At 68.3% G+C, this 20,914-nt stretch carries 20 protein-coding genes and 1 pseudogene; 8 read left to right on the top strand and 13 right to left on the bottom strand.

The window, feature by feature from the left end; translation table 11 throughout:
* Positions 1-6: 6 nt before the first annotated feature.
* Positions 7-633, bottom strand: coding sequence for a LysE family translocator (locus LGN17_RS14960; RefSeq protein ID WP_226197478.1), 627 nt, complete (start codon positions 631-633; stop codon positions 7-9).
* 166 nt (positions 634-799) lie between these two features.
* On the opposite strand from LGN17_RS14960, the gene LGN17_RS14955 reads away from it, so the two are divergent.
* Complete coding sequence (locus tag LGN17_RS14955) at positions 800-1,264, top strand: Lrp/AsnC family transcriptional regulator (protein WP_175965018.1); 465 nt, start codon at positions 800-802, stop codon at positions 1,262-1,264.
* Here the strand turns inward: LGN17_RS14955 and LGN17_RS14950 are convergent.
* From LGN17_RS14950 to zigA, 5 genes are read right to left on the bottom strand one after another with little or no spacing between them, the layout of a single operon-like run.
* Positions 1,261-2,631, bottom strand: a complete 1,371-nt coding sequence (locus tag LGN17_RS14950; protein ID WP_226197477.1) for a dihydroorotase — start codon at positions 2,629-2,631, stop codon at positions 1,261-1,263. The genes LGN17_RS14955 and LGN17_RS14950 overlap by 4 nt on opposite strands.
* Positions 2,632-2,634: 3 nt before the next feature.
* Entirely contained in the window at positions 2,635-3,195 is a 561-nt protein-coding gene (locus LGN17_RS14945; protein WP_175952526.1) for a carbonate dehydratase, read from the bottom strand.
* Positions 3,192-3,773 carry a 6-pyruvoyl trahydropterin synthase family protein gene (locus LGN17_RS14940; protein ID WP_226197476.1) on the bottom strand — a complete coding sequence of 194 codons (582 nt, stop codon included), beginning with the start codon at positions 3,771-3,773 and terminating at the stop codon, positions 3,192-3,194. Before LGN17_RS14940 ends, LGN17_RS14945 begins: the two co-directional genes overlap by 4 nt.
* Positions 3,767-4,687 carry a GTP cyclohydrolase FolE2 gene (gene folE2 / locus LGN17_RS14935; protein WP_226197475.1) on the bottom strand — a complete coding sequence of 307 codons (921 nt, stop codon included), beginning with the start codon at positions 4,685-4,687 and terminating at the stop codon, positions 3,767-3,769. The genes LGN17_RS14940 and folE2 overlap by 7 nt, the downstream gene beginning before the upstream one ends.
* A gap of 58 nt (positions 4,688-4,745) precedes the next feature.
* Positions 4,746-5,954 carry a zinc metallochaperone GTPase ZigA gene (zigA, locus tag LGN17_RS14930; protein ID WP_226197474.1) on the bottom strand — a complete coding sequence of 403 codons (1,209 nt, stop codon included), beginning with the start codon at positions 5,952-5,954 and terminating at the stop codon, positions 4,746-4,748.
* Positions 5,955-6,051: 97 nt separating this feature from the next.
* On the opposite strand from zigA, the pseudogene LGN17_RS14925 reads away from it, so the two are divergent.
* Positions 6,052-6,390, top strand: a pseudogene (locus LGN17_RS14925) (hypothetical protein); the annotation flags it as partial.
* A gap of 16 nt (positions 6,391-6,406) precedes the next feature.
* Here the strand turns inward: LGN17_RS14925 and LGN17_RS14920 are convergent.
* The 6 genes from LGN17_RS14920 to LGN17_RS14895 are packed head-to-tail and all read right to left on the bottom strand — an operon-like array spanning position 6,407 to position 12,633.
* Positions 6,407-7,618, bottom strand: coding sequence for an acyl-CoA dehydrogenase family protein (locus tag LGN17_RS14920; RefSeq protein ID WP_226197473.1), 1,212 nt, complete (start codon positions 7,616-7,618; stop codon positions 6,407-6,409).
* Positions 7,615-8,457 (bottom strand): hypothetical protein, encoded by an 843-nt coding sequence (locus tag LGN17_RS14915; protein ID WP_226197472.1) that lies wholly within the window; start codon positions 8,455-8,457, stop codon positions 7,615-7,617. Before LGN17_RS14915 ends, LGN17_RS14920 begins: the two co-directional genes overlap by 4 nt.
* A 54-nt stretch (positions 8,458-8,511) precedes the next feature.
* Positions 8,512-9,168: a methionine ABC transporter permease gene (locus tag LGN17_RS14910; protein ID WP_011353926.1), complete on the bottom strand. Its 657-nt coding sequence runs from the start codon at positions 9,166-9,168 to the stop codon at positions 8,512-8,514.
* A complete protein-coding gene (locus tag LGN17_RS14905) occupies positions 9,161-10,348 on the bottom strand; it encodes a methionine ABC transporter ATP-binding protein (RefSeq protein WP_226197471.1) in 1,188 nt (395 codons plus the stop codon). Before LGN17_RS14905 ends, LGN17_RS14910 begins: the two co-directional genes overlap by 8 nt.
* A gap of 18 nt (positions 10,349-10,366) precedes the next feature.
* Positions 10,367-11,791 (bottom strand): LLM class flavin-dependent oxidoreductase, encoded by a 1,425-nt coding sequence (locus LGN17_RS14900; RefSeq protein ID WP_226197470.1) that lies wholly within the window; start codon positions 11,789-11,791, stop codon positions 10,367-10,369.
* Positions 11,792-11,802: 11 nt separating this feature from the next.
* The gene (locus LGN17_RS14895) at positions 11,803-12,633 is read right to left on the bottom strand and encodes a MetQ/NlpA family ABC transporter substrate-binding protein (RefSeq protein WP_226197469.1); all 831 of its coding nucleotides are present in this window, start codon (positions 12,631-12,633) and stop codon (positions 11,803-11,805) included.
* Between the two features lie 410 nt (positions 12,634-13,043).
* Here LGN17_RS14895 and LGN17_RS14890 point away from each other — a divergent pair, with 410 nt between their 5' ends.
* The 5 genes from LGN17_RS14890 (at position 13,044) to LGN17_RS14870 (ending at position 19,246) form a co-directional block, all read left to right on the top strand.
* Positions 13,044-14,408 carry a 2-hydroxycarboxylate transporter family protein gene (locus LGN17_RS14890; protein ID WP_175952536.1) on the top strand — a complete coding sequence of 455 codons (1,365 nt, stop codon included), beginning with the start codon at positions 13,044-13,046 and terminating at the stop codon, positions 14,406-14,408.
* A gap of 127 nt (positions 14,409-14,535) precedes the next feature.
* Entirely contained in the window at positions 14,536-16,419 is a 1,884-nt protein-coding gene (locus tag LGN17_RS14885) for a sensor histidine kinase (protein ID WP_226197468.1), read from the top strand.
* Entirely contained in the window at positions 16,409-17,770 is a 1,362-nt protein-coding gene (locus tag LGN17_RS14880) for a sigma-54-dependent transcriptional regulator (RefSeq protein WP_226197467.1), read from the top strand. The genes LGN17_RS14885 and LGN17_RS14880 overlap by 11 nt, the downstream gene beginning before the upstream one ends.
* 22 nt (positions 17,771-17,792) lie before the next feature.
* On the top strand, positions 17,793-18,122 hold the full coding sequence (locus tag LGN17_RS14875) for a DUF3579 domain-containing protein (RefSeq protein WP_226197466.1): 330 nt from the start codon (positions 17,793-17,795) through the stop codon (positions 18,120-18,122).
* Between the two features lie 272 nt (positions 18,123-18,394).
* A complete protein-coding gene (locus LGN17_RS14870; protein WP_226197465.1) occupies positions 18,395-19,246 on the top strand; it encodes an alpha/beta fold hydrolase in 852 nt (283 codons plus the stop codon).
* A 176-nt stretch (positions 19,247-19,422) separates the two neighbouring features.
* On the opposite strand, the gene LGN17_RS14865 is transcribed toward LGN17_RS14870, so the two are convergent.
* Positions 19,423-19,863: a PACE efflux transporter gene (locus LGN17_RS14865; protein WP_226197464.1), complete on the bottom strand. Its 441-nt coding sequence runs from the start codon at positions 19,861-19,863 to the stop codon at positions 19,423-19,425.
* A 102-nt stretch (positions 19,864-19,965) separates the two neighbouring features.
* Here LGN17_RS14865 and LGN17_RS14860 point away from each other — a divergent pair, with 102 nt between their 5' ends.
* A complete protein-coding gene (locus tag LGN17_RS14860) occupies positions 19,966-20,856 on the top strand; it encodes a LysR family transcriptional regulator (protein ID WP_226197463.1) in 891 nt (296 codons plus the stop codon).
* Positions 20,857-20,914: the final 58 nt, after the last annotated feature.

Genomic DNA, 20,914 nt, shown 5'->3' with positions numbered 1-20,914 from the left:
CGGCCATCAGCGGCGCTCGAACGCCAGCTTGACACCGAGTGCCAGCAGAACCACACCGCTGACACGGTGCATGCGGGTCAGGATGCGCGGGTTCCGGCGAATCGACGCCGACAGCAGGCCGGCGAACAGCGCGACCGGCCCCTTGACGAGAAACGTCAGGCTGGCGAACGTCGCGCCCAGCACGAACAGCGACAGCATCGGATGCGCGGCGCCCGCGGGGACGAACTGCGGCAGGAACGCCAGGTAGAAGAGCGCGACCTTCGGATTCGACATGTTGGACAGCGCGCCTTGCGCGAACGTGCGCCACCGCGATTCCGGCGCGCCGCGGCTGCTCGAGAGCGCGAGCTCGCCCGACGCACGCAGCAGCGTGATGCCGAGATACAGCAGGTACAGCGCACCGACCACCTTCAGCGCGGTGAACAACCATTCGGATGCCTGAAGAAGCGCGCCCAGCCCGAGCGTCGCGAGCATCGTGTGCACGAGCAGCCCGACGCTGACGCCCGCCGCCGTCACGAGGCCGGCGCGCATGCCGCCGGACAGCGTGCGCGACATCACGAGCACCATGTCCTGGCCGGGCGTGACGATGATCAGAAGGGACGTGGCGATGAACGGCAGCCAGGATACGTGCAGCATGGGAGATCTCCTGAAGGGGCGACCGGAACGGGAATCGCGCGCATCGCACAGGCCGGCCGGTCGTCAGATTATCGGCGCGTTGCGGTGGAGATTGGATGCGTATTTGGCTATTCGAAGTGCCGAATTTAGCGCTATTCTCTAGCATCCGCATTGATGGTAGTGAAAAATGCCAACCAGACTGGACGCAATCGACCGGCGCATTCTGCGCGCGCTGCAACAGAATTCGAACCAGACGAACGCCGAACTCGCGCAACAGGCCGGACTGTCGGCCACGCCTTGCCTGCGCCGCGTTCACCTGCTCGAAGAGCAGGGTGTGATCGACGCCTATGTCGCGCTGCTGAACCCCGCCGCCGTCGACCTGAGGTTCACGGCGTTCGTGCGTGTCACGCTGGAGCGCCAGGACAAGAAGACGGTCGAGCGCTTCGCACGCGAAATGGAGCAGGCGCCCGAAGTCCTCGAATGCCACCTGATGGCCGGCAGCTACGATTACCTGCTGCGCGTGATCGCGCGGGATCTCGACGACTATCAGCGTTTCCAGATGGAAACGCTCACCCAGATCGAAGGCGTACGCAACGTCGAAACCGAGATTCCGCTGAAGCGGATCAAGCAGACGGTGCGCCTGCCGATCTAGGCGTCCAGGAACGTGACAGCCTGCCCCGCCGGCTCCCCGCTCAACGCGCCGTCGCGCACGACGACCTGCCCGCGCACGACCGTGTGCACGGGCCAGCCCGTGACCGCGCATCCGTCGTAAGGCGTCCAGCCGCTCACGCTGGCGATCCATTCGTCGCGGATGATGCGGCGCGCGCGCAAATCGACGATGCTGAAATCGGCGTCGTAGCCCACCGCAATCCGCCCTTTCCCTTCGATGCCGAAAATGCGCGCCGGCCCGGCGCTGGTCAGGTCGACCAGCCGTTCGAGGCTCAGGCGGCCCGCATGCACGTGATCGAGCATCAACGGCAGCAGCGTCTGCACGCCGGTCATCCCGCTCGGCGACTGCGGATAGGGCCGGCGCTTTTCGTCGCGCGTATGCGGCGCGTGATCGCTGCCGATCACGTCGACCACGCCGTCGCGGACGGCCTGCCACAGTGCATCCTGATGATGCCGCTCGCGCACCGGCGGATTCATCTGCGCGAACGTGCCGAGCCGCTCGTAGCAATCGGGCGCGTACAGGCTCAGGTGATGCGGCGTGACCTCGACCGTCACGCGATGCCGGTGCCGCGCGAGGAACGCCATTTCCTGTGCGGTGGACACGTGCAGCACATGCAGTCGTCGGCCCGTCTCGGCAGCCAGCCCGACGATGCGCCGCGTCGCGGCCAGCGCGCTTTCCTCGTCGCGCCAGCGAGGATGATCACGCACGTCGCCGCTCGCTTCCACGAGCGCCCGGCGCTCGCGCAGCCGCGCCTCGTCCTCCGCATGCACGGCCATGCGCCGCCGCCCGTTGCGCACGATCCGGCGCAGCACGGCTTCGTCGTCCGCCAGCAGATCGCCGAACGAACTGCCCATGAAAACCTTCACGCCCGCGCAGCCCGGCAGGTTCTCGAGCGCCGGCAGCCGTTCGGCGTTCGCGGCCGAACCGCCGATGTAGAACGCGTAATCGCACCATGCACGGCCGCGCGCGAGATCCAGCTTCGCCTGCAGATCCTGCTCGCCCAGCGTCAGCGGATGCGTGTTGGGCATCTCGAAGATCGTCGTGACGCCGCCGAGCACCGCGCCGCGCGTGCCGGCCTCGATGGTTTCCTTGTGCGTGAGGCCCGGCTCGCGGAAATGCACCTGGCTGTCGACGACGCCCGGCAGCACATGCAGGCCGCCCGCATCGAGCAGCAAGTCGGCGCTCCAGGCGCCGTGCAACGCACCCAGCGCGACGACACGGCCGCCGACGCACGCGACGTCGATCCGCTCGGCACCGTTGGGCGTCATCACCGTGCCGCCGTGCACGAGCAGGTCGGCGTGGCGACGCTTCGGCCCGTCGCTCCCTTCAGGTCGAGTGTGTTCGCCCATGACTCAGAACTCGTTCTGGATGTGCTTGTAGCCCAGCACCAGCGCGTTGTTCGTGCGTGCAACGTCCTCGGAGAAGTCGCTCGCGTCGGCCGTCACCTGCGGCAACGCGGCAAGATCGGTTTCCGGCCCGATGCGCTCGGTCGAACGCACGTAGAAGCCCGGCGGCAGGCGGCAGCCATCGACGACCGCGTTGTAGCGCACCACGCAGCCGTCATCGATGGTGCAGTTGAACAGCACGCTGTTGAAACCGACGAACACGCCGTTGCCGACCTTGCACGGCCCGTGGACGATCGCACGATGCGCGATCGACGTGTGTCGGCCGATGGTGACGCTCGCACCCGACTTCGAATGAATCACCACGCCGTCCTGGATGTTCGAATGCGCGCCGATCACGATGGGGGCAATCCGGCCGTCCGGGTCCGTTTCGTCGGCGCGGATCACCGCGTACGGGCCGATGAACACGTTCTCCTCGACGATCACGAGCCCGCACAGGATGGCGGTCGGATCGACGAACGCGCTCGGGTGAATCTGCGGCAGGTCGCCGCGCGGGTTCTTTCTGATCATGAGGATTCCTGCTGAGAAAGGAGAGGGCCGCGCTTGAGCCGCTCGAACAGGCCCGGATCGCGCCATTGCGCGGAGATGGCCGGCGCGAACACGATGTCATCCAGGTCGATACGGCCCATGCGCGGGTTGAACGCATCGTCGCGAAAGCACTGCGCGTAGCCGGTCTCGGTCTCGTGAACGATGACCGAATGCAGCCGCACGTCGGCTTCGCCGTTCACCATGCGGGTGCACGACAGCGCAGCATCGACGAGGCGAAAGAACACGCGCGAGAACTGCTCGGCGCTCGGCGATACGGGCAGCATCACCCAGCGCTCGGAATGCCGGCGCATGCTCTCGAGATAGTCCGGCTCGTCATCCGACCACAGCGTCACCGCATGGTCGAACGCGTCGATCAGGTCGCGCACGTCGCCCTTGAGCAGCCCGAAGTCGTAGATCATCTGCCCGTGATCCAGCGCGTGCGCTTCGAGCAGCAACTCGACGCGATACGAATGGCCGTGGATCGAATGCGAGCAGCGCCGCGTGCTGCAGCCGCGCACGACGTGCGCGTTCTCGAACCGGAACAGCTTGCGGATCAGCATGCGTCGGCGCCTTCGCGAACCGGCGCGGCCCAGGCCACCGCATCGTGCGGATGCAGGCTTTCCAGATGGCGCACGTGCACCCGCGGGTTCGGGTAGTGACCGTCCAGCGCGGCCTGGACCCGGCGCGCGGCATCCTCGACGAACATCAGGTTCTCGCCGTTCAGCACCGCGAACGCCTGCTCGTCCGCGCGCTTGACGGCCGTCTGCACCGGCGTGCCGAGCGCGTGCTCGATGCGATCGATCAGGTCGATCAGCCCCAGCGTCGCGCCATCGGCGGGTAACTCCACGCTGACGACGGCTTCGCTGCGCTGACTGTGCGGCGTGGCCGCCGTCGCGTGCCGTTTCAGCCATGCGGCGACTGCCGCCGGTTCCACGCGATCGTCGCGGCCGAACGCCGCCAGGAATGCCTGCTCGACCCAGTGCCGCGACAGCGCGGCCGAGCACGGGCACGTCGACGAATAGACGGACGTCACCTGCGCGCGCAGCGCGAACCTGGAATCCGTCAACGTCGCGTCGATCCGGACCGGATAGGCCTTCCACCCGGCCAGCCCGTCGGTCACCAGCGCCGCACGACGCGCCAGCAAGTCGAAGCGCAGCCGCAGCCGCGCACTGCGCGTATCGCAGTCGCGATGGCTGTCGACCATCGCGTGCAGCACATGCCGAAGGCCGGCCGGCGACAGCGCCGTGCCGTCGCCGAACCCGTCGAGCAGCCGGTACAGCCGCGACATGTGGATGCCCTTCACCTGCGGCGCGGGCAGATCGACCTGCACGTCGGCGCGCGCATGCACGTCGCGCCGGCAGCCGGGCTCGGCCACCGCAACGGGCAGGTCGATGCCCTGCATGCCGACCCATTCGAGCGGGCGGCCGCCCGGCGCGGCATCGGTCAGGGAAATATCGGGAAGGGGTGCATTCATGCTCGGAATCCGGTGGAGCGCCTTCTCCATCCGGATCGATGCAGGAAGCGCGTTCAGGTCAGGGCCAGTCGTGAAACGGGTTGTCCCACGTGGTCCAGTGTTCGGGGCCGGTAGCCATCTCGGCGTCGGTCAGCAGACACGCGTCGAAGCGTGCGCGCAGCGCGGGCTCGTCCATGTCCATGCCGATCAGCACGAGTTCCTGCCGCGCATCGCCGACGTGCTCGTCCCAGCGCGCGCGGATCTGCGCGACGGCTTCCTCGTCCTGCGGCCAGCGCTCGGGCGGCACGGCCGCCCACCAGTGACCGGCCGGCCCGTGCCGTGCGACCGCGCCGGCCTGCGACCACGAACCGGCGACGGTCGGATGGGTGGCGAGCCAGAAGAACCCCTTCGAGCGGACGACGCCCGGCCATTCGCTTTCGACGAGATCGAAGAAACGCTGCGGATGGAACGGCCGGCGCGCGCGATAGACGAAGCTGCGGATGCCGTACTCGTCGGTCTCGGGCGTGTGCGTGCCGCGCATCTCCTGCAGCCAGCCCGGCGCGCGCGACGCGGCTTCGAAATCGAACAGGCCCGTGTCGAGCACGCGCTCGAGCGGCACCTTGCCGAATTCGGCGATCTCGATCCGGGCGCGCGGGTTCAGGCCGCGCAGCAGCGCGACCAGCCGCTCGCGCTCGCCTGCATCGATCAGGTCGATCTTGTTGATCACGATCACGTCGCAGAACTCGATCTGGTCGATCAGCAGATCGACGACCGTGCGCGCATCCTCGTCGCCCATCGATTCGCCGCGCGACTGCAGGCTGTCGCGCGACGCGTAGTCGCGCAGGAAATTGAACGCATCGACCACCGTCACCATCGTGTCGAGCCGCGCGACTTCGCCGAGGCTGCGGCCGTCCTCGCCTTCGAACGTGAACGTCTCGGCCACCGGCAGCGGCTCCGAGATGCCGGTCGATTCGATCACGAGCTGGTCGAACCGCCCTTCGCGCGCGAGCCGGTCGACCTCGATCAGCAGATCCTCGCGCAGCGTGCAGCAGATGCAGCCGTTGCTCATCTCGACCAGTTTCTCGTCGGTGCGCGACAGCCCCGCGCCGCCGTCGCGCACGAGCGCGGCGTCGATGTTGACCTCGGACATGTCGTTGACGATGACCGCGACGCGCCGGCCCTCGCGATTGTTGAGGATGTGGTTGAGCAGCGTCGTCTTGCCGGCGCCGAGGAAGCCGGACAGGACGGTCACGGGAAGCCGCGTGGACGGATGGAGTGCGGTACTCATCGGGCGATTCCGGAAGAGGACATTGAGGACAGAATGATATATTGTATCGCAACGATATAACATATCATTTCGGGCGTCCAGCAGGCCGGTCACACGGTGGCGACTCGCGCTCCCGGCGGGGCAATCGATCACGTCCGGCGTGTCGCGCAACGCGGGCGGTTCGACGATCGTGATGCAGAGCCGCAACAACGGCACGGCGGAACAGACCGGCAAGACCTACAAGGCGTTCTGGTACGTGCCGGCAGTGGGCCGCTGGGTCAAGTCGGTCGAGGAGTACTACGACGCGAACGGGATGCGCAACGCGCGCTATTCGAACGAACTGGTGTCGTTCAAGCGCGCCGGCGTGGAAAGCGGCGCACCGCCGGCCAGCCAGCCTGCGCTCGCACCCGCCCCCGTGGCCGTGCCGACGGAGGCCCCGCCGCCCGTCGACCAGTAACGGTGCGCGCGCTCACTTACGTATAGAGCGACGCCGGCGGCAACGCCCCGGCCAGTGCGAACCGGCCCACGTCGCGCAACCGGTAGTCGAGCGGATCGTGCAGCGTATGCGTGCGCGCGTTCCGCCAGAAGCGGTCGAGGCCGAGCGACGCGGCCGTCGCGCGTGCGCCGCATGCGTCGAACAGCGCCTCGCCGTTCTCGAGCGCCGCGCGCTGCGCGACGATCTTCGCCTCCGATACCGCGAGCGCCACCTCGGCGCGCTCGTCCGCCGTCAGCGCATCCTGCCGCGCCCACGCGCGCTGCAACGCGGCGGCCGCGCGATCGGCCAGCGCCGCCGCGGCAACGGCCCGCACGCGCATGTCGCCGAAGCGCTGCAGCGTGTACGGATCGTCGCTCGCCTGCGCGACATCCGACTGAATCCACGGGCGGCCATGCTTCAGCACGTAGTCGCGCGCTTCCGCCAGCGCACCTTCCGCGAGCCCGACGAACAGGTTGGTCAGCACGAGCTGCGACACGAGCGTGCGCAGCGTCGCGCGCGGTGTCGGCGGTGCCTCGGAACGGTGCAGCACCTCGTCCGCCGCAAGCGTCACGCCGTCGAAACTCACGCTGCCGCTATCGGTCTGGCGCTGGCCGATCGGATCCCAGTCTTCATTGACCGTGATCCCCGGACGATCGGTCGGCACCACGCCGAACACCGTGCGGCCGGTGTCCGGATCGTGCGCGGACACCGTCATGCGCTGCGAGCCGCGCGTGCCCGAGCAGAAGCCCTTCACGCCATCGAGCCGGTAGCCGCCGTCGGGCGTCGCCGTGGCCACGAGTCGCGTGTCGAGCGGATTGACCGCATTGCCCCACCACCATTGCTGCTCGACCGTGCCGCGCAGATAGCGCTCGCGCTGCGCGGCGTTGCCCCACACGTCGACGCTCACCACCTGCAGGCACTGGAATCCGACGAGATGCGCGAGCGCGCTGTCGACGCGCGCGATCTGCCGGATCGCGTCGTAGATCCCGGGCCATGCGGCTTCCTGCCCGCCAAACGCACGCGGCACCGCGAGCGTCAGCAGCCCCGCATCGGCGAGCCACTGCTTCTCTTGCGCCGCATGACCGCCCGCGCGGTCGCGCGCGGCGGCAGTGGCGCGCAACGCGTCGATCGCCCGGGCCAACCCGGCGCGGTCGAAGGCAGGTACCTCGGTATCGGGCGCGAAGGTCGCCGGGCCACGGGGATCGTTCATGCGACGGCTTCCTGCGCAACCGCCTCCCCCGACAGCGGCACGAGCGCGTCGAGCTTGCGGCCGGTCAGCCGCGACAGGATCTCGCGCCGCCAGTCGTCGTAGATCGCGCGGTATTCGGCGATATCCGCGCCGAACACGTGCGCGGTGTGCGCGTACTCGTCGTGCAGATAACCGTCGAGCCGCGCCTGCGTTTCCTCGTCGGCCGCGATCACGCGATCGATCAGCGCGTCGCGCTCGGCGGCCGGCAGCGCCTTCAACGTATCGAACCACCACTGGACGATCTGCACGCGATGCCATTCCTCGTCCGGCCGGATCCGGTTCTCGCCATGCTCGCGCATCGCGGCATCGCCGATGCGGCCGGTCTTGCGCTGAATCCACAGCTTCGCGAGGATGTGCAGCTCGTAATGCCATTCGAACGCGAGAAAGCCCGCGACGTCGCGCACCGCGATGTCGCCGATGCGCGCCCAGTGCGCGGCGACGAGCCGGTCGACTTCCGGCAGCGGATCGCGCCCCGTCAGTTCGGTCACGCGTTCGCGGCCGATCACCGCGTGCGCGCCGTCATCGCCGAGCTGGCGCGACAGGATCAGCTGGAAATGCGGATCGTCGCGGAACAACGTATCGATCGCCTTCGCGACGACCTGCACGATGAACAGGTCGTGCGACGCCATTTTCGTGTAGTAGTCGGCGACGGTGGCCAGCTCGTCGTCGTTGCGCGGCTCGCGCGGCGGTGTGGCAAGCTTGGCCGGGAAGTCCGGACGATGGCGTCGCGCCACGTCGAGAAACAGCGCCTCCTCGAATTGTCCGTTCCATTCGCGCGGCGCGCCGATGGGCAAGGTCATAGGGTTCTTTCTCTCAGGATCATGAATGAAGCGAGCGGACGCTTGTGGCGCCGCTCAGGTACGCCGGGTCACACGTCGGACCAGGCGGTCGCCCGTGATTTGCACGGCCGAGACGAGCGCGATCAGGATCACGATCACGGTCGCCATGACGGTGGTGTCGAAACGCTGGTAGCCGTAGCGGATCGCGAGATCGCCGAGGCCGCCCGCGCCGACGGCGCCCGCCATCGCGGTCGAGCCGATCAGCGCGACGACGGTAATGGTGAAGCCGCCGAGCATGCCGGGCAGCGCTTCGGGCAGCAGCACGTGCCAGACGATGTGGCGGCGCTTCGCGCCCATCGCGAGCGCGGCCTCGATCAGCCCGCGGTCGACTTCGCGCAGGCTCACCTCGGCGATCCGCGCGAAGAACGGGATCGCGGCGATCGACAGCGGCACGACGGCCGCCCAGACGCCGATCGTCGTGCCGATCAGCACGCGCGTGAACGGCAGCAGCGCGACCAGCAGGATGATGAACGGCGTCGAGCGGAACACGTTGACGAGCGCGCCGAGCACCGCATTCACGCCGCGCCGTTCGTAGATGCCGCCGGGCGCGGTCGTCACGAGGATCACCGCGAGCGGGATGCCGATCAGCGCGGCGATCGCGGCCGACGCGGCGACCATCGACAGCGTGTCGCGGATCGCGTCGAGCAGTTCGGGCCACCAGAGGTCAAACATAGCCGAGCACCTCCGCGTGATTCGCGTGGCGGCGCGCGCGTTCGAGCAGCGCGGCAACCGCGCCGCCGCGACCCGGCGATTGGCCGGCGTCATCCGCGCGCGGCGCTGCCGCGATCACGAGCCGCCCCTGTGCATGCCCCTGGATGCGCTCGATCCCGCCGTGCAGGAAACGCACCGAGCCGCCGAGCGCCGCCGCGAGCGCGCCGACATCCGGCTCGCCGCCACTCTCGCCCGTATAGCGGACGTCGAGCACGACCTGCGCACCGTCGGGCAGCGCGGCCTGCTCGGGCAGCGGCTGCACGCGCGCGGCCAGTTCGGCCGGCAGGTCGTGCACGAGCGTGCTGAGCAGCGCGCGCGTCGCGCCGTGGCGCGGATCGCCGAACACGCGCCACACGGGGCCCGTTTCGACGACTTCGCCCTGTTCGATCACCGCGACCGTGTCGCACACCGCGCGGATCACTTCCATCTCGTGCGTGATCAGCACGATCGTCAGCCCGAGGCGGCGGTTGATGTCGGCGAGCAGCGCGAGGATCGACTGCGTCGTCTCCGGATCGAGCGCCGACGTCGCCTCGTCGCACAGCAGTACCTCCGGATCGTGCACGAGCGCGCGGGCAATGCCGACGCGCTGCTTCTGGCCACCCGACAAGCTGGCCGGATACGCGTCGCGCTTCGCGGCGAGGCCGACGAGCTCGAGCAGCGCCTCGACCTTGCGCACGCGCTCGGCCTTCGGCACGCCGGCGATCTTCAGCGGCAGCGCGACGTTCTCGAACACTGTCTTCGCGGACAGCAGGTTGAAATGCTGGAACACCATGCCGGTACGGCGCCGCAGCGCGACGAGCCCGTCCTCGTCGAGCGCGCCGACGTCGACGCCCTGCACGCGCACGCGGCCCGAGCTCGGCCGTTCGAGCCCATTCACGAGCCGCAGCAACGTCGACTTCCCGGCGCCGCTGCGGCCGATGATCCCGAATACCTCGCCGCGCCGCACGTCGAGCGTCACGTCGCGCAACGCGGCGGCCTGGCCGCGCGGCGTCGCGAACACCTTGCCGACCTGCTCCAGCGACACGGCCGCTGCGCCGGCCAAGTCGGCCGACGCTGCCGCTTCATCCTGCGTCGCGGCAGCGGCGCCGGCGCGCGCGGCCGACGTGTCGATGAAACCCAGCGTATCGAACAATTGCGTCATCACTTCGCCCCGTCAGGTTCACGCATGCGCGGGATGCGCAGCGGGATGGGCGGCGTCACGCGCGCGGGCCGGCCGGTGCTGTGCACCGGTGTGCCACGCGGGCAGGCGCGGGCCGGCGCCGAACAGCTTCTCGCGCAGCGTCGGCGCGGGATCGTAGTCTTCCTTGTAGATGCCGCGGTTCTGCAGCTCGGGCACGACCCAGTCGACGAAATCCTCGAACGACTCGGGCATCACGGTGCGCGTCAGGTTGAAGCCGTCGATGCCGGTCTCGTCGATCCACGACTGCAGCTCGTCCGCGACCTGCGACGGCGAGCCGACGATCGGCGCATAACGGCCGCCGAGCGACATCTGCTCGAGCATCCGCCGCACGGTCCACGCGCCGGTCGTGCTCTTGCGCGAGATCGCGTCGACGGCCGACTGGATCGAATCGGTCTTCACGTACGAGATCGGCTCGTCGAGGCCGTACTTCGCGAAGTCGATGCCGGTCGAGCTCGCGAAATGCGCGAGGCCGGCTTCGGGGCTCGCGTAGCGCCGGTATTCGTCGAACTTCTCGCGCGCGAGCCGCTCGGTTTCGGCCGTCACGACGCTCACGCCCGCGAAGATCCGGATCGACGCCGGGTCGCGCCCCTGCCGTGCGGCGGCCGCGCGGATGTCGAGCGCCGCCGCGCGCGCGGCGGCCTTGCTTTGCCCGTTCACGAACACGCATTCCGCGTGACGGCCGGCGAACTCGACGCCGCGCGCGGATGAACCGGCCTGGTACAGCACCGGCGTGCGCTGCAGCGACGGCTCGCTCAGGTGAATCGCGTCGAGCGAATAGAACGGCCCGTCGTGCTTCACCCGCCGCACCTTGCCCGGCTGCGCGAACACGCGCGCCTGCGCGTCGCGGATCACCGCGTCGTCGTCCCAGCTCTGTTCCCACAGCTTGTAGACGACATCCATGTAGTCGTCCGCGCGCTCGTAACGGTCGTCGTGGCCGATCTGCTGCGCGAGGCCCATCCCGCGCGCGGCGCTGTCGAGATAGCCGGTGACGATGTTCCAGCCCACCCGCCCTTTCGTCAGGTGATCGAGCGTCGACATGCGGCGCGCGAACAGGTACGGCGGCTCGTAGGTCAGGTTCGCGGTCACGCCGAAGCCGAGATGGCGCGTGACCTGCGCCATCGCGGGCACCAGCAGCAGCGGATCGTTGACGGGCACCTGCACCGATTCGCGCAGCGCGGCATCGGGGCCGCCGCCGAACACGTCGTACACGCCGACGATGTCCGCGAGGAAGATCCCGTCGAACTTGCCGCGTTCGAGCGTCTTCGCGAGGTCGGCCCAGTAGTCGAGATCGGTGTAGTGCGCGGAGCGGTCGCGCGGATGCGTCCACAGCCCATGGTTGATGTGCCCGACGCAGTTCATGTTGAACGCGTTGAGCAGGATCTTCTTGCGGTTCGCCGTCGTCATGCCCGCCTCCGTCACCACGCGATCGCGTACAGCGAGCCGAACGCGTTGTCGAGCGCACGGCGCACGGCCGGCGAGTGCTGGTAGATCGCGATGAACTTGCGGATGCGCGGATCGTTCACGCTGTCCGGCCGCACGACCCACTGGATCGCGAAGATCTTGTTCTCGGTGCCGTCGAACAGCAGCGCGCTGTTCGGGTCGGTCGTGCCGGCGAGCTTGATGAAGCTCGGGTAGCCCTGCGCGAGATCGACGTCGTCGAGCGAGCGCGCGAGCTGCGACGCCTCCAGCGGAATGATCTTCAGGTGCTTCGGGTTCGCGACGATGTCGTGCGTCGTCGCGCGGTAGTCGGCGCCCGGCTTCAGCGTGATGAGCCCTGCGCGCTGCAGCAGCAACAGCCCGCGCCCGCCGTTCACCGGATCGTTCGCGATCGCGACCTTCGCGCCGTCCTTCAGCTCGCTGAAGCTTTTCACCTTCTTCGAATAGAGGCCGATCTTCATGATCGTGCCGGGCGCGATCGACACGAAGTTGTAGCCGCCCTGCCGGTTCGCGTTCTCGAGGAACGGGATGTGCTGGAAGTAGTTGACGTCGATGTCCTTGTTCGCGAGCGCCGCGTTCGGCGTATTCCAGTCGGTGAATTCGACGATCTTCACGTCGAGCCCCTGCGCCTTCGCCTCCTTCGCGGCGACCTTCAGCGCTTCGATCTGCGGGCTGGTCGAGATGCCGACCTTCAGCGGCGCGGTGTCGGCGTGCGCGCCATCGAGCAGCGCGACGCCAAGCAGGGTGGCGGCCAGCAGACGCGCGACGCGGCCGGCGGAAAAGCGGGCGGAAAAAACGGCATGCAGCATGGAAACCACTCTCCTGTCCAAAGACGGTATCGACGGATGAGCGACGCCGCGGCGAACGCATGGGCGTTCTCCGGACCGGGGTCAAACGCGTCGGAAAAGGATCAGCCGATGATAGAGAGCGGCGCGGAGACGGTCTACGAAGCGATTGTGCGAAGAAAATCGCGCGCGGCGATATGGCGGGCGGCCGCACCGGATCGGGCGTCAGGCCGAAATCTCGGCCTGGGCGCCGGGCGAATTCCGAAATCTCGGCCAGCCGGTCGCACCCCTCATTCGGCAGGAAAAATAAATCCCTTGCAAATCAAGGTATTAAAAATATTCCGGCCGGCCGGATTTCTGGCACGGAGGTTGCGTAATAGACGGCACACGATGCCGCGAAGCGATGCAGGCATTCCAACATCAGGAGACACGTCTTGCAGACCTCTATCCATACCCCGCCCCATCCGGAGCCGGTTTCCGGCGCCGTCGCCCCCCCGCGCGAGCGCTTCTGGCCGGAAGGCTGGTGGAAACTGATGGAAATCCGCATCGGCATCATTCCGCTGCCCGTCTACTTCATCCTGCTCGCGCTGATCGTCGGCTTCTCGGTGACCGGCAAGGTGCCCGGCGAGATCTCGATGGCGATCGCGGTGCTTGCGTTCTTCGGCTTCACCTGCGCGGAACTGGGCAAGCGCCTGCCGCTGTTGCGCAACATCGGCGCGGCCGCGATCTTCGCGACCTTCGTGCCGTCGGCGCTCACGTACTACCACGTGCTGCCGAAGCCGGTGCTGAACCTCACCGTCGAATTCACGAAGTCGACCAACTTCCTGTACCTGTTCATCGCGTCGATCATCGTCGGCAGCATCCTGAGCATGGATCGCCGCGTGCTGATCCAGGGTTTCCTGAAGATCTTCATCCCGCTCGCGGCCGGCTCGGTCGCGGCCGCGATCGTCGGCACGGCGGTCGGCACCGCGCTCGGCCTCGGCGCGCGCCACACGCTGCTGTACATCGTCGTGCCGATCATGGCGGGCGGCGTCGGCGAAGGCGCGATTCCGCTGTCGATCGGCTATTCGGAACTGATGCACCTGCCGCAAGGCGAGATGTTCGCGATGGTGCTGCCGCCGGTGATGCTCGGCAGCCTGACCGCGATCATCCTGTCGGGCGCGCTCGACATGCTCGGCAAGCGCTTGCCGCACCTGACCGGCAACGGCCGCCTGCAGGTTGGCGAAAGCGGCGACATGACGCCGGAAAACGAAGAGATTCGCGGCCACGTCGACGTGACGCACATCGCGGGCGCCGGCATCACGGCCATTACGCTGTACCTGGTCGGCCTGATGGCGCACAAGCTGTTCGGCCTGCCCGCACCGGTCGCGATGCTGTTCCTCGCGGTGCTCGTGAAGCTCGCGCGCGCGGTGTCGCCGCCGCTGCAGGAAGGCGCGTTCGTCGTCTACAAGTTCTTCTCGACCGCCGTCACGTATCCGCTGCTGTTCGCGATCGGCGTCGCGATGACGCCGTGGGACAAGCTGACCGCCGCGTTCACGATCGTCAACGTCGTCACGATCGTGTCGACCGTCGCGACGCTGATGGGCACCGGTTTCGTGGTCGGCCGCCTGTTGAAGATGTACCCTATCGACACCGCAATCGTGAACGCCTGCCACAGCGGGCAAGGCGGCACCGGCGACGTCGCGATCCTGACGGCCGCGAACCGGATGCAGCTGATGCCGTTCGCGCAGATCGCGACGCGTATCGGCGGCGCGATCGTCGTCACGGTCACGCTGATCCTGGTCGCACACTTCGGATGACGCGCCGCCGCGCGCACCGTCGCGCAGGCCGCTTCGCACGCGCCGCCGCCGGCCCCGCCGGCGCGCGGCGCGCGTCGTTCAGGGCGTCGTGTCGGGCGTCCCGCCGTGCGGACGGTTGCGGGCTTCGATGAGGGCGAACGTGCAGAAGAGCTTCAAGGGAATCCCGTGGTGGGGCTGGGCATCGGCCGGCGTGCTGTACATGTGCGTCGCAGCCGCGGCCGTCGATTTCGCGTGGGAACGCGCGATCGACGCGCTCGAGGAAGCCGGCGCGCACCGGCTCGACCTGTATGCGTCGAGCCTGAAAAGCGAACTCGGCCGCTTCGAGATCCTGCCCGGCCTGGTCGCGCGGCAGGACAGCGTGCGCACGATGCTGAAAACCGCGCCGAACGACGCCCCCGAGCTCGTGCACACGGTCGACACCTACCTCGAAGCCGTGAACCGCGACGCGGGCAGCGGCGCGGTCGACGTGATCGACCTGCAGGGCGACGTGATCGCCGCCAGCAACTGGAACGAGACGCTCAGCTTCGTCGGCACCAACGTGTCGTACCGGCCGTATTTCAAGGACGCGCTCGCGCGCGGCAGCGGCCGCTTCTTCGGCATCGGCACCAACACCGGCGTGCCGGGTGTCTACTTCGCCAGCGCGGTGCGCGACGACGGCGTGCCGATCGGCGTGGCCGCCGTCAAGATCAGCGTCGATCCGCTCGAATCGGCGTGGCGTGCGCCGGGCGTCGCCGCGATGGTCGTCGACAGCAACGGCGTGGTCGTGATCTCGACCGAACCCGCGTGGAAATTCACCGCGCTGCGCCCGATCACCGCGCAGCAGCAGCATGACATCCAGGTGTCACGGCAATACGCGGGCCGCACGGTCGACGCGCTGCCGTACCGCCGCATCGGCGACCGCAGCGCGGCCGCGTGGTTCGGCACCTTTCCCGATACGCGTCACAGAGGCCGCACCACGCGCTATCTCGTGATGTCGCGCCCGGCGCCGCAGGCCGGCGATTCGCTGATGGTGCTGCTCGACATCGCGGGCGCGCGGCGCCAGCAGCAGACGGCCTTCGTGTTCGTCACCGGCGCGTTCCTGATCGCCGCGCTGCTCGCCGGCTACGCGATCCAGCGCCGCCGGGCGATCGTCGCGCGGCTGAACGCGCAGGACGCGCTGCGGCGCGCGAACGACCAGCTCGAGCTGACCGTCGCGCAGCGCACGGCCGCACTGACGGCCGCGAACGAACGGATGCAGCGCGAGATCGTCGAGCGCGAGCGCACCGAGCAGCGGCTGCGCGCGTCGCAGCAGGAAGTCGTGCACGCGGGCAAGCTCGCGGTGCTCGGGCAGATGGCCGCCGGCCTCACGCACGAACTGAACCAGCCGCTCGTCGCGATCCGCACGCTGTGCGACAACGCGCGCACGTTCTTCGAGCGCGGCCAGCCGGCGCCGGCGCTCGCCAATCTCGAGCGAATCGGCAAGCTCGTCGACAGCATGGCCGTGCTCACCGGCGAGCTGAAGACCTTCGCGCGCAAACCCGACGTCGAACGCGTCGCGGTCTCGCTGAACGAGGCCGTCGCGCATGCACGGCTCATCTACGACGCGCGGATCCGCGACGAAGGCGTGCAGCTCGACGTGAACATCGCGCCCGGTACCGCCGTGTCGGCCGAGTCGAGCCAGCTGCAGCAGGTGATCGTCAACCTGCTCGGCAACGCGCTCGACGCGGTGCACGACGCGCCCGTGCGCCGCATCGTCATCGAGGCCGCGGGGCCGGACGAAGCCGGCCGCGTGCGCCTCACCGTCGCCGACAGCGGCGCGGGCATCGCGCCCGAGGTGCTACCGCACCTGTTCGAGCCGTTCGTCACGACCAAGCCGCGCGGCCAGGGCCTCGGGCTCGGCCTCGCGATCACGTCGCGCATCGTCGAGGCGTTCGGCGCGAAGATCGCCGCGACGAACCGCGACGAAGGCGGCGCGCAGTTCAGTATCGAATTCGCGGCGGCAACGCTGCAAAGGACAGAGCATGGAAGATGAGATTCGGGTGCTGGTCGTCGAGGACGATGAAAACGTCCGGATCGGCGTCGAGCAGGCGGTCGCGCTTGCCGGCTTCGCGGTCGATGCGTTCGCGTCGGCCGCCGACGCGCTGCATCACGTCGCGCCCGGTGCGCCGGTCGTGATCGTGTCGGACGTGCGGATGCCGGGCATCGACGGGCTGCAGCTGCTCGATCGCGTGATGGCCATCGACGCGCAGATCCCGGTCGTGCTGATCAGCGGCCATGCCGATATCTCGACGGCCGTCGGCGCGATGCAGGTCGGCGCGTACGACTTCATCGAGAAGCCGTTTTCGTCGGACGTGATTGCCGGGCGCGTCGCGCGCGCGGTCGAGAAGCGCCGCCTGACGCTCGAGGTACAGGGCCTGCGCGCGGCGCTGAACAACTGGCAGGGCATCGAGGCGTTCGTGCTCGGCAAGTCGCCCGCGATGGCCGACGTGCGCAAGAAGATCCTGCGCCTCGCCGATACGTCGGTGTCGGTGCTGATCACCGGCGAAACGGGCACCGGCAAGGAGCTGATCGCGCGTAGCCTGCACGACTTCGGCAGCCGGCGCGACGCGCATTTCGTCGCGCTGAACTGCGGCGGCCTGCCCGAGCAGGTGTTCGAGAGCGAACTGTTCGGTCACGAAGCCGGCGCGTTCACCGGTGCGATCAAGAAGCGCATCGGCAAGATCGAATGGGCGGACGGCGGCACGCTGTTCCTCGACGAGATCGAGACGATGCCGATTCCGCTGCAGATCAAGATGCTGCGCGTGCTGCAGGAGCGCGTGGTCGAGCGGCTCGGCGCGAACGAGCTGATTCCGGTCGACTGCCGCGTGGTCACCGCGTCGAAGGCCGATCTCGCAGAACTCGCGGCCGACGGCCGCTTTCGCGCGGACTTGCTGTATCGCCTGAACGTCGCGCAGATCGAGCTGCCGCCGCTGCGCGAGCGGCGCGAGGACGTGCCGCTGCTGTTCGAGCATTTCGTGCTCGCGGCCGCGCGGCGCTTCGGGCAGCCGGCGCCGGTCGTCACGGCTGCGCAGGTATCCGAACTGATGACGCACGCGTGGCCCGGCAATGTGCGCGAGCTGCAGAACGTGGCCGACCGCTTCGTGCTCGGCCTGACCGGCGACAGCCTGCTGTCGTCCGGCGGCACGCCGGCCGCGGGCGGCACGCTCGCGGAACAGCTCGCGTATTTCGAGCGGATGCTGATCGAGGACGCGCTGCAGCGTCATAACGGCAACGTCGCGGAGGCGAGCGAAGCGCTCGGGATGCCGAAGAAAACGCTCTATCACAAGCTGCGCAACCTGCGGATTCCCGCGCGCGGCGACGCGGCAGCCGATGGCGGCGAGTGACGCGAACGAGGACACGCACAGCATGGATCGCATCGAAGTCACCGAACAAGGCCGCATCACCGGCCACCTGATCCGCGGCGTCACGCGCGCGCGGAAAACCTTCCGCCCGAGCGACTGGCCCGAGCGCCTCGCGGGTGTCATCACGCTGTTCGTCGGCGAACGGCGGCCCGGCTATCCGTGCGCGCTGTCGCGGCTCGCGATGCCCGTCGTCGACGGCGGCATCAAATGCCTGTTCGTGTCGGACGAATTGCGCACCGTGTGCGCGGACGCATTCGACTTCGCGATGCAGTTCGCGGCCGACAACGACCTCCCCGTCGAGCTTCAGAGCGCGCCCGCGCTGACGGTGCGCTGACGCGCGGGCCGCTTTCGCGGCTCGCATGCTTCCCGTTTTCCAAAGGTGCGATGCGCAGGTGCGCAGGTCGCCGCACGCCCTTTTTTCGGCCATTCCGGCGCTGCGACCCACCGTTAGACGATTGAAAGTATCGATACCCGTCCCCTTCCGACAAGGGTTTCCGGCCGAGCCATCAATAAAATTGATCGTCACGATGAAAATTATGCGTTTTCCTTGCAGGTCGCCGTGATGCATAGTTGCGTCGTGTTGACGCACCTTTGAGTCTTTCAGTCATGAACATGCGAATCGAGCCGTCCGTGCTCGCGAACCCCGACCTGCAATTTGCGACGCTTTCGTCAGGCATCAGCCTGCCGTATGTCGAGCGGGGCAGCGGCGCGCCGATGGTGTTCGTGCACGGCTCGCTGTGCGATTACCGCTACTGGGATCCGCAGCTCGCATCGCTGTCGGCCCACTACCGCTGCATCGCGCCGAGCCTCAGCCATTACTGGCCGGCCGTCGAAGCGGGCATCCAGGACGAGTTCAGCTGGCAGAACCACGTCGACGAGCTCGCCGAATTCATCGATGCGCTCGATCTCGGCCCCGTGCACCTGGTCGGCCACTCGCGCGGCGGCAGCGTCGCATTCAACGTGGCGCGCCAGCATCCGCACCTCGTCGAGTCGCTGACGCTCGCCGATCCGGGCGGCCCGCTGCAACAGCCGGGCGTGCGCGAAGCCGCGCTGCCGGCCGCCGCGATCGCGCTGCGCACGAAGGCCGTGAACCTGATCGGGCAAGGCGACGTCGAAGCGGGCCTCGAGATGTTCGTCGATTCCGTGAGCCTGCCGGGCGCATGGAAGAAGAGCACGTCGCGTTTCCGCACGATGGCGATCGACAACGCGAGCACGCTGCCGAAGCAGCTGCGCGACCCGCTGCCCGCGTATTCGCAGCACACGGCCGGCGACATCGCGTGCCGCACGCTGCTGATCGACGGCCAGCGCAGCCCGAAGATGTTCCGCAACAACGTCGACACGCTGTCGCAGTGGATCGGCAACGCGCAACGGCAGACCGTCGCCGGTGCGTCGCACGGGATGAACGCCGCGAGCCCGGCCGTGTTCAACCGCTTCGTGCACGAGTTCGTCGCCGCGTAATTTCCCGGGCGGCGTTCGTTCCGCCCGGTTTTCCTGCTTCATTCGGAAACGGTGCGGACCGGCCCCGCACCGCTTTCCTGTCGCCCGCCGCACGTCACCGGCGTATCCGCCGCGCGGATCCAGACACCTCTGCACGATCCGCGTCCGCGTGCCGGACACCGGCGCGGCGCATCGCATCACGCCGCCGGCTCAGCCTTCCGCGTCACCGCATCGGGCAACCCGAACACGCTGTCGAACGCCCAGTTGTACGTGAACGTGAAGATCGGGAAGAACACGATCAGCACGGCGTCGTACAGGAACGCCTGCAGCAGCGACACGTCGAGCCACCACGCGATCAGCGGGATCAGGAACGTCACGAGCGCGACCTGGAAGCCGATCGCATGCAGCACGCGGCGACCGACCGTGCGCGTCGTCGCCGCACGCTTGCGCTCCCACGCCTCGAACGCGAGGTTGTACAGGAAATTGACGGTGACGCCCGTCGTCGAGATCATCACCCCCATCACACCGCTCGTCGCCACGCTCGCGCCGCTCAGCATGCCGAGCACCGACGAGGCGATCAGGATGCCGAGCACCTCGAACATCACGACGTAGACTATGCGTCTCTTCCACCCTTGCATGATGACCATCCACCTTCCATCGAACAAGGTGGCGAGACTATCAGCGGGTAGCACGTCCGCAAAAGTCAGGTCCTTTCAATTTTTCTGACAGGAAGCCCTCGCATGCTGACCAGCGACCACATCGACATGCTGCTGACCGTCATCGACAAAGGCTCGTTTTCCGCCGCCGCACGTGCGCTCGGCCGCACGCCGTCGGCAGTCAGCATGGCGATCGCGAACCTCGAGGCCGAACTCGGCCTCGTGCTGTTCGACCGCGGCACGCGCGAACCGACGCCGACCGCCGCGATGGCCGCGCTGCTGCCCGACGCACGCTCGATCGCCGAACGGCTGCTCGCGCTGCGCGCGCACGCGCAGCACCTGTCGGAAGGCGTCGAGGACACGCTGCGGCTCGGGCTCGCGGCGGAACTCGACGGCGCACCCGTCGCCCGCGCGCTGACGGCCGTCGCCGCGAAGTATCCGGCGCTCGCGATCGGCATCGTCACGGCGCCGCAGGACGCGATCGTCGACGCGCTGCATCGCGGCGCTGTCGATCTGTGCGTCGCGTACGGCGGGCTCGACCTGCATCCGCAGGAACAGATCCACGCGCTGTGGACCGAAACGCTCATTGCAGTCGCCGCGCCGAGCCATCCGCTGATCGCCGAAGCCGCGCATCCCGAGGCGATCGAGCGACTGTCGGGCTTTCGGCAGATCGTGATCGCCGATCCGGAGCGGCCGCTGACCGACATTCGGCCGGTGATCGGCAACCGCACGTGGAAGGTGACCGACATGGCGACCGCGATCGCGCTGGTGAAGGCCGGTCATGGCTGGGCGAACCTGCCGGCCTCCGTGATCGGCCGATACGTCGCCGACGGCGAACTCGCGCCGCTCGTGTTCGCGAACATCCGCAACGGGCTGCCGCTGCCGGTTTACCTGCGCCGGCCGAAACACACGGGGCTCGGCAAGGCGGCCAGCGAACTGGTCCGCGCGCTGCGGGCCGCCGGCGATGAAAAATGACCGGCGTGGCGGCGAACGCCGCCACGCCGTCGGTCAACGCATGACGGCTTGACCGTTA

It is taken from the genome of Burkholderia sp. AU30280, from assembly GCF_020420125.1.
GTDB lineage: Bacteria > Pseudomonadota > Gammaproteobacteria > Burkholderiales > Burkholderiaceae > Burkholderia.
The sequence above is the reverse complement of the archived record's forward strand: the minus strand, read 5'-3'. Positions and strand labels throughout refer to the sequence as shown.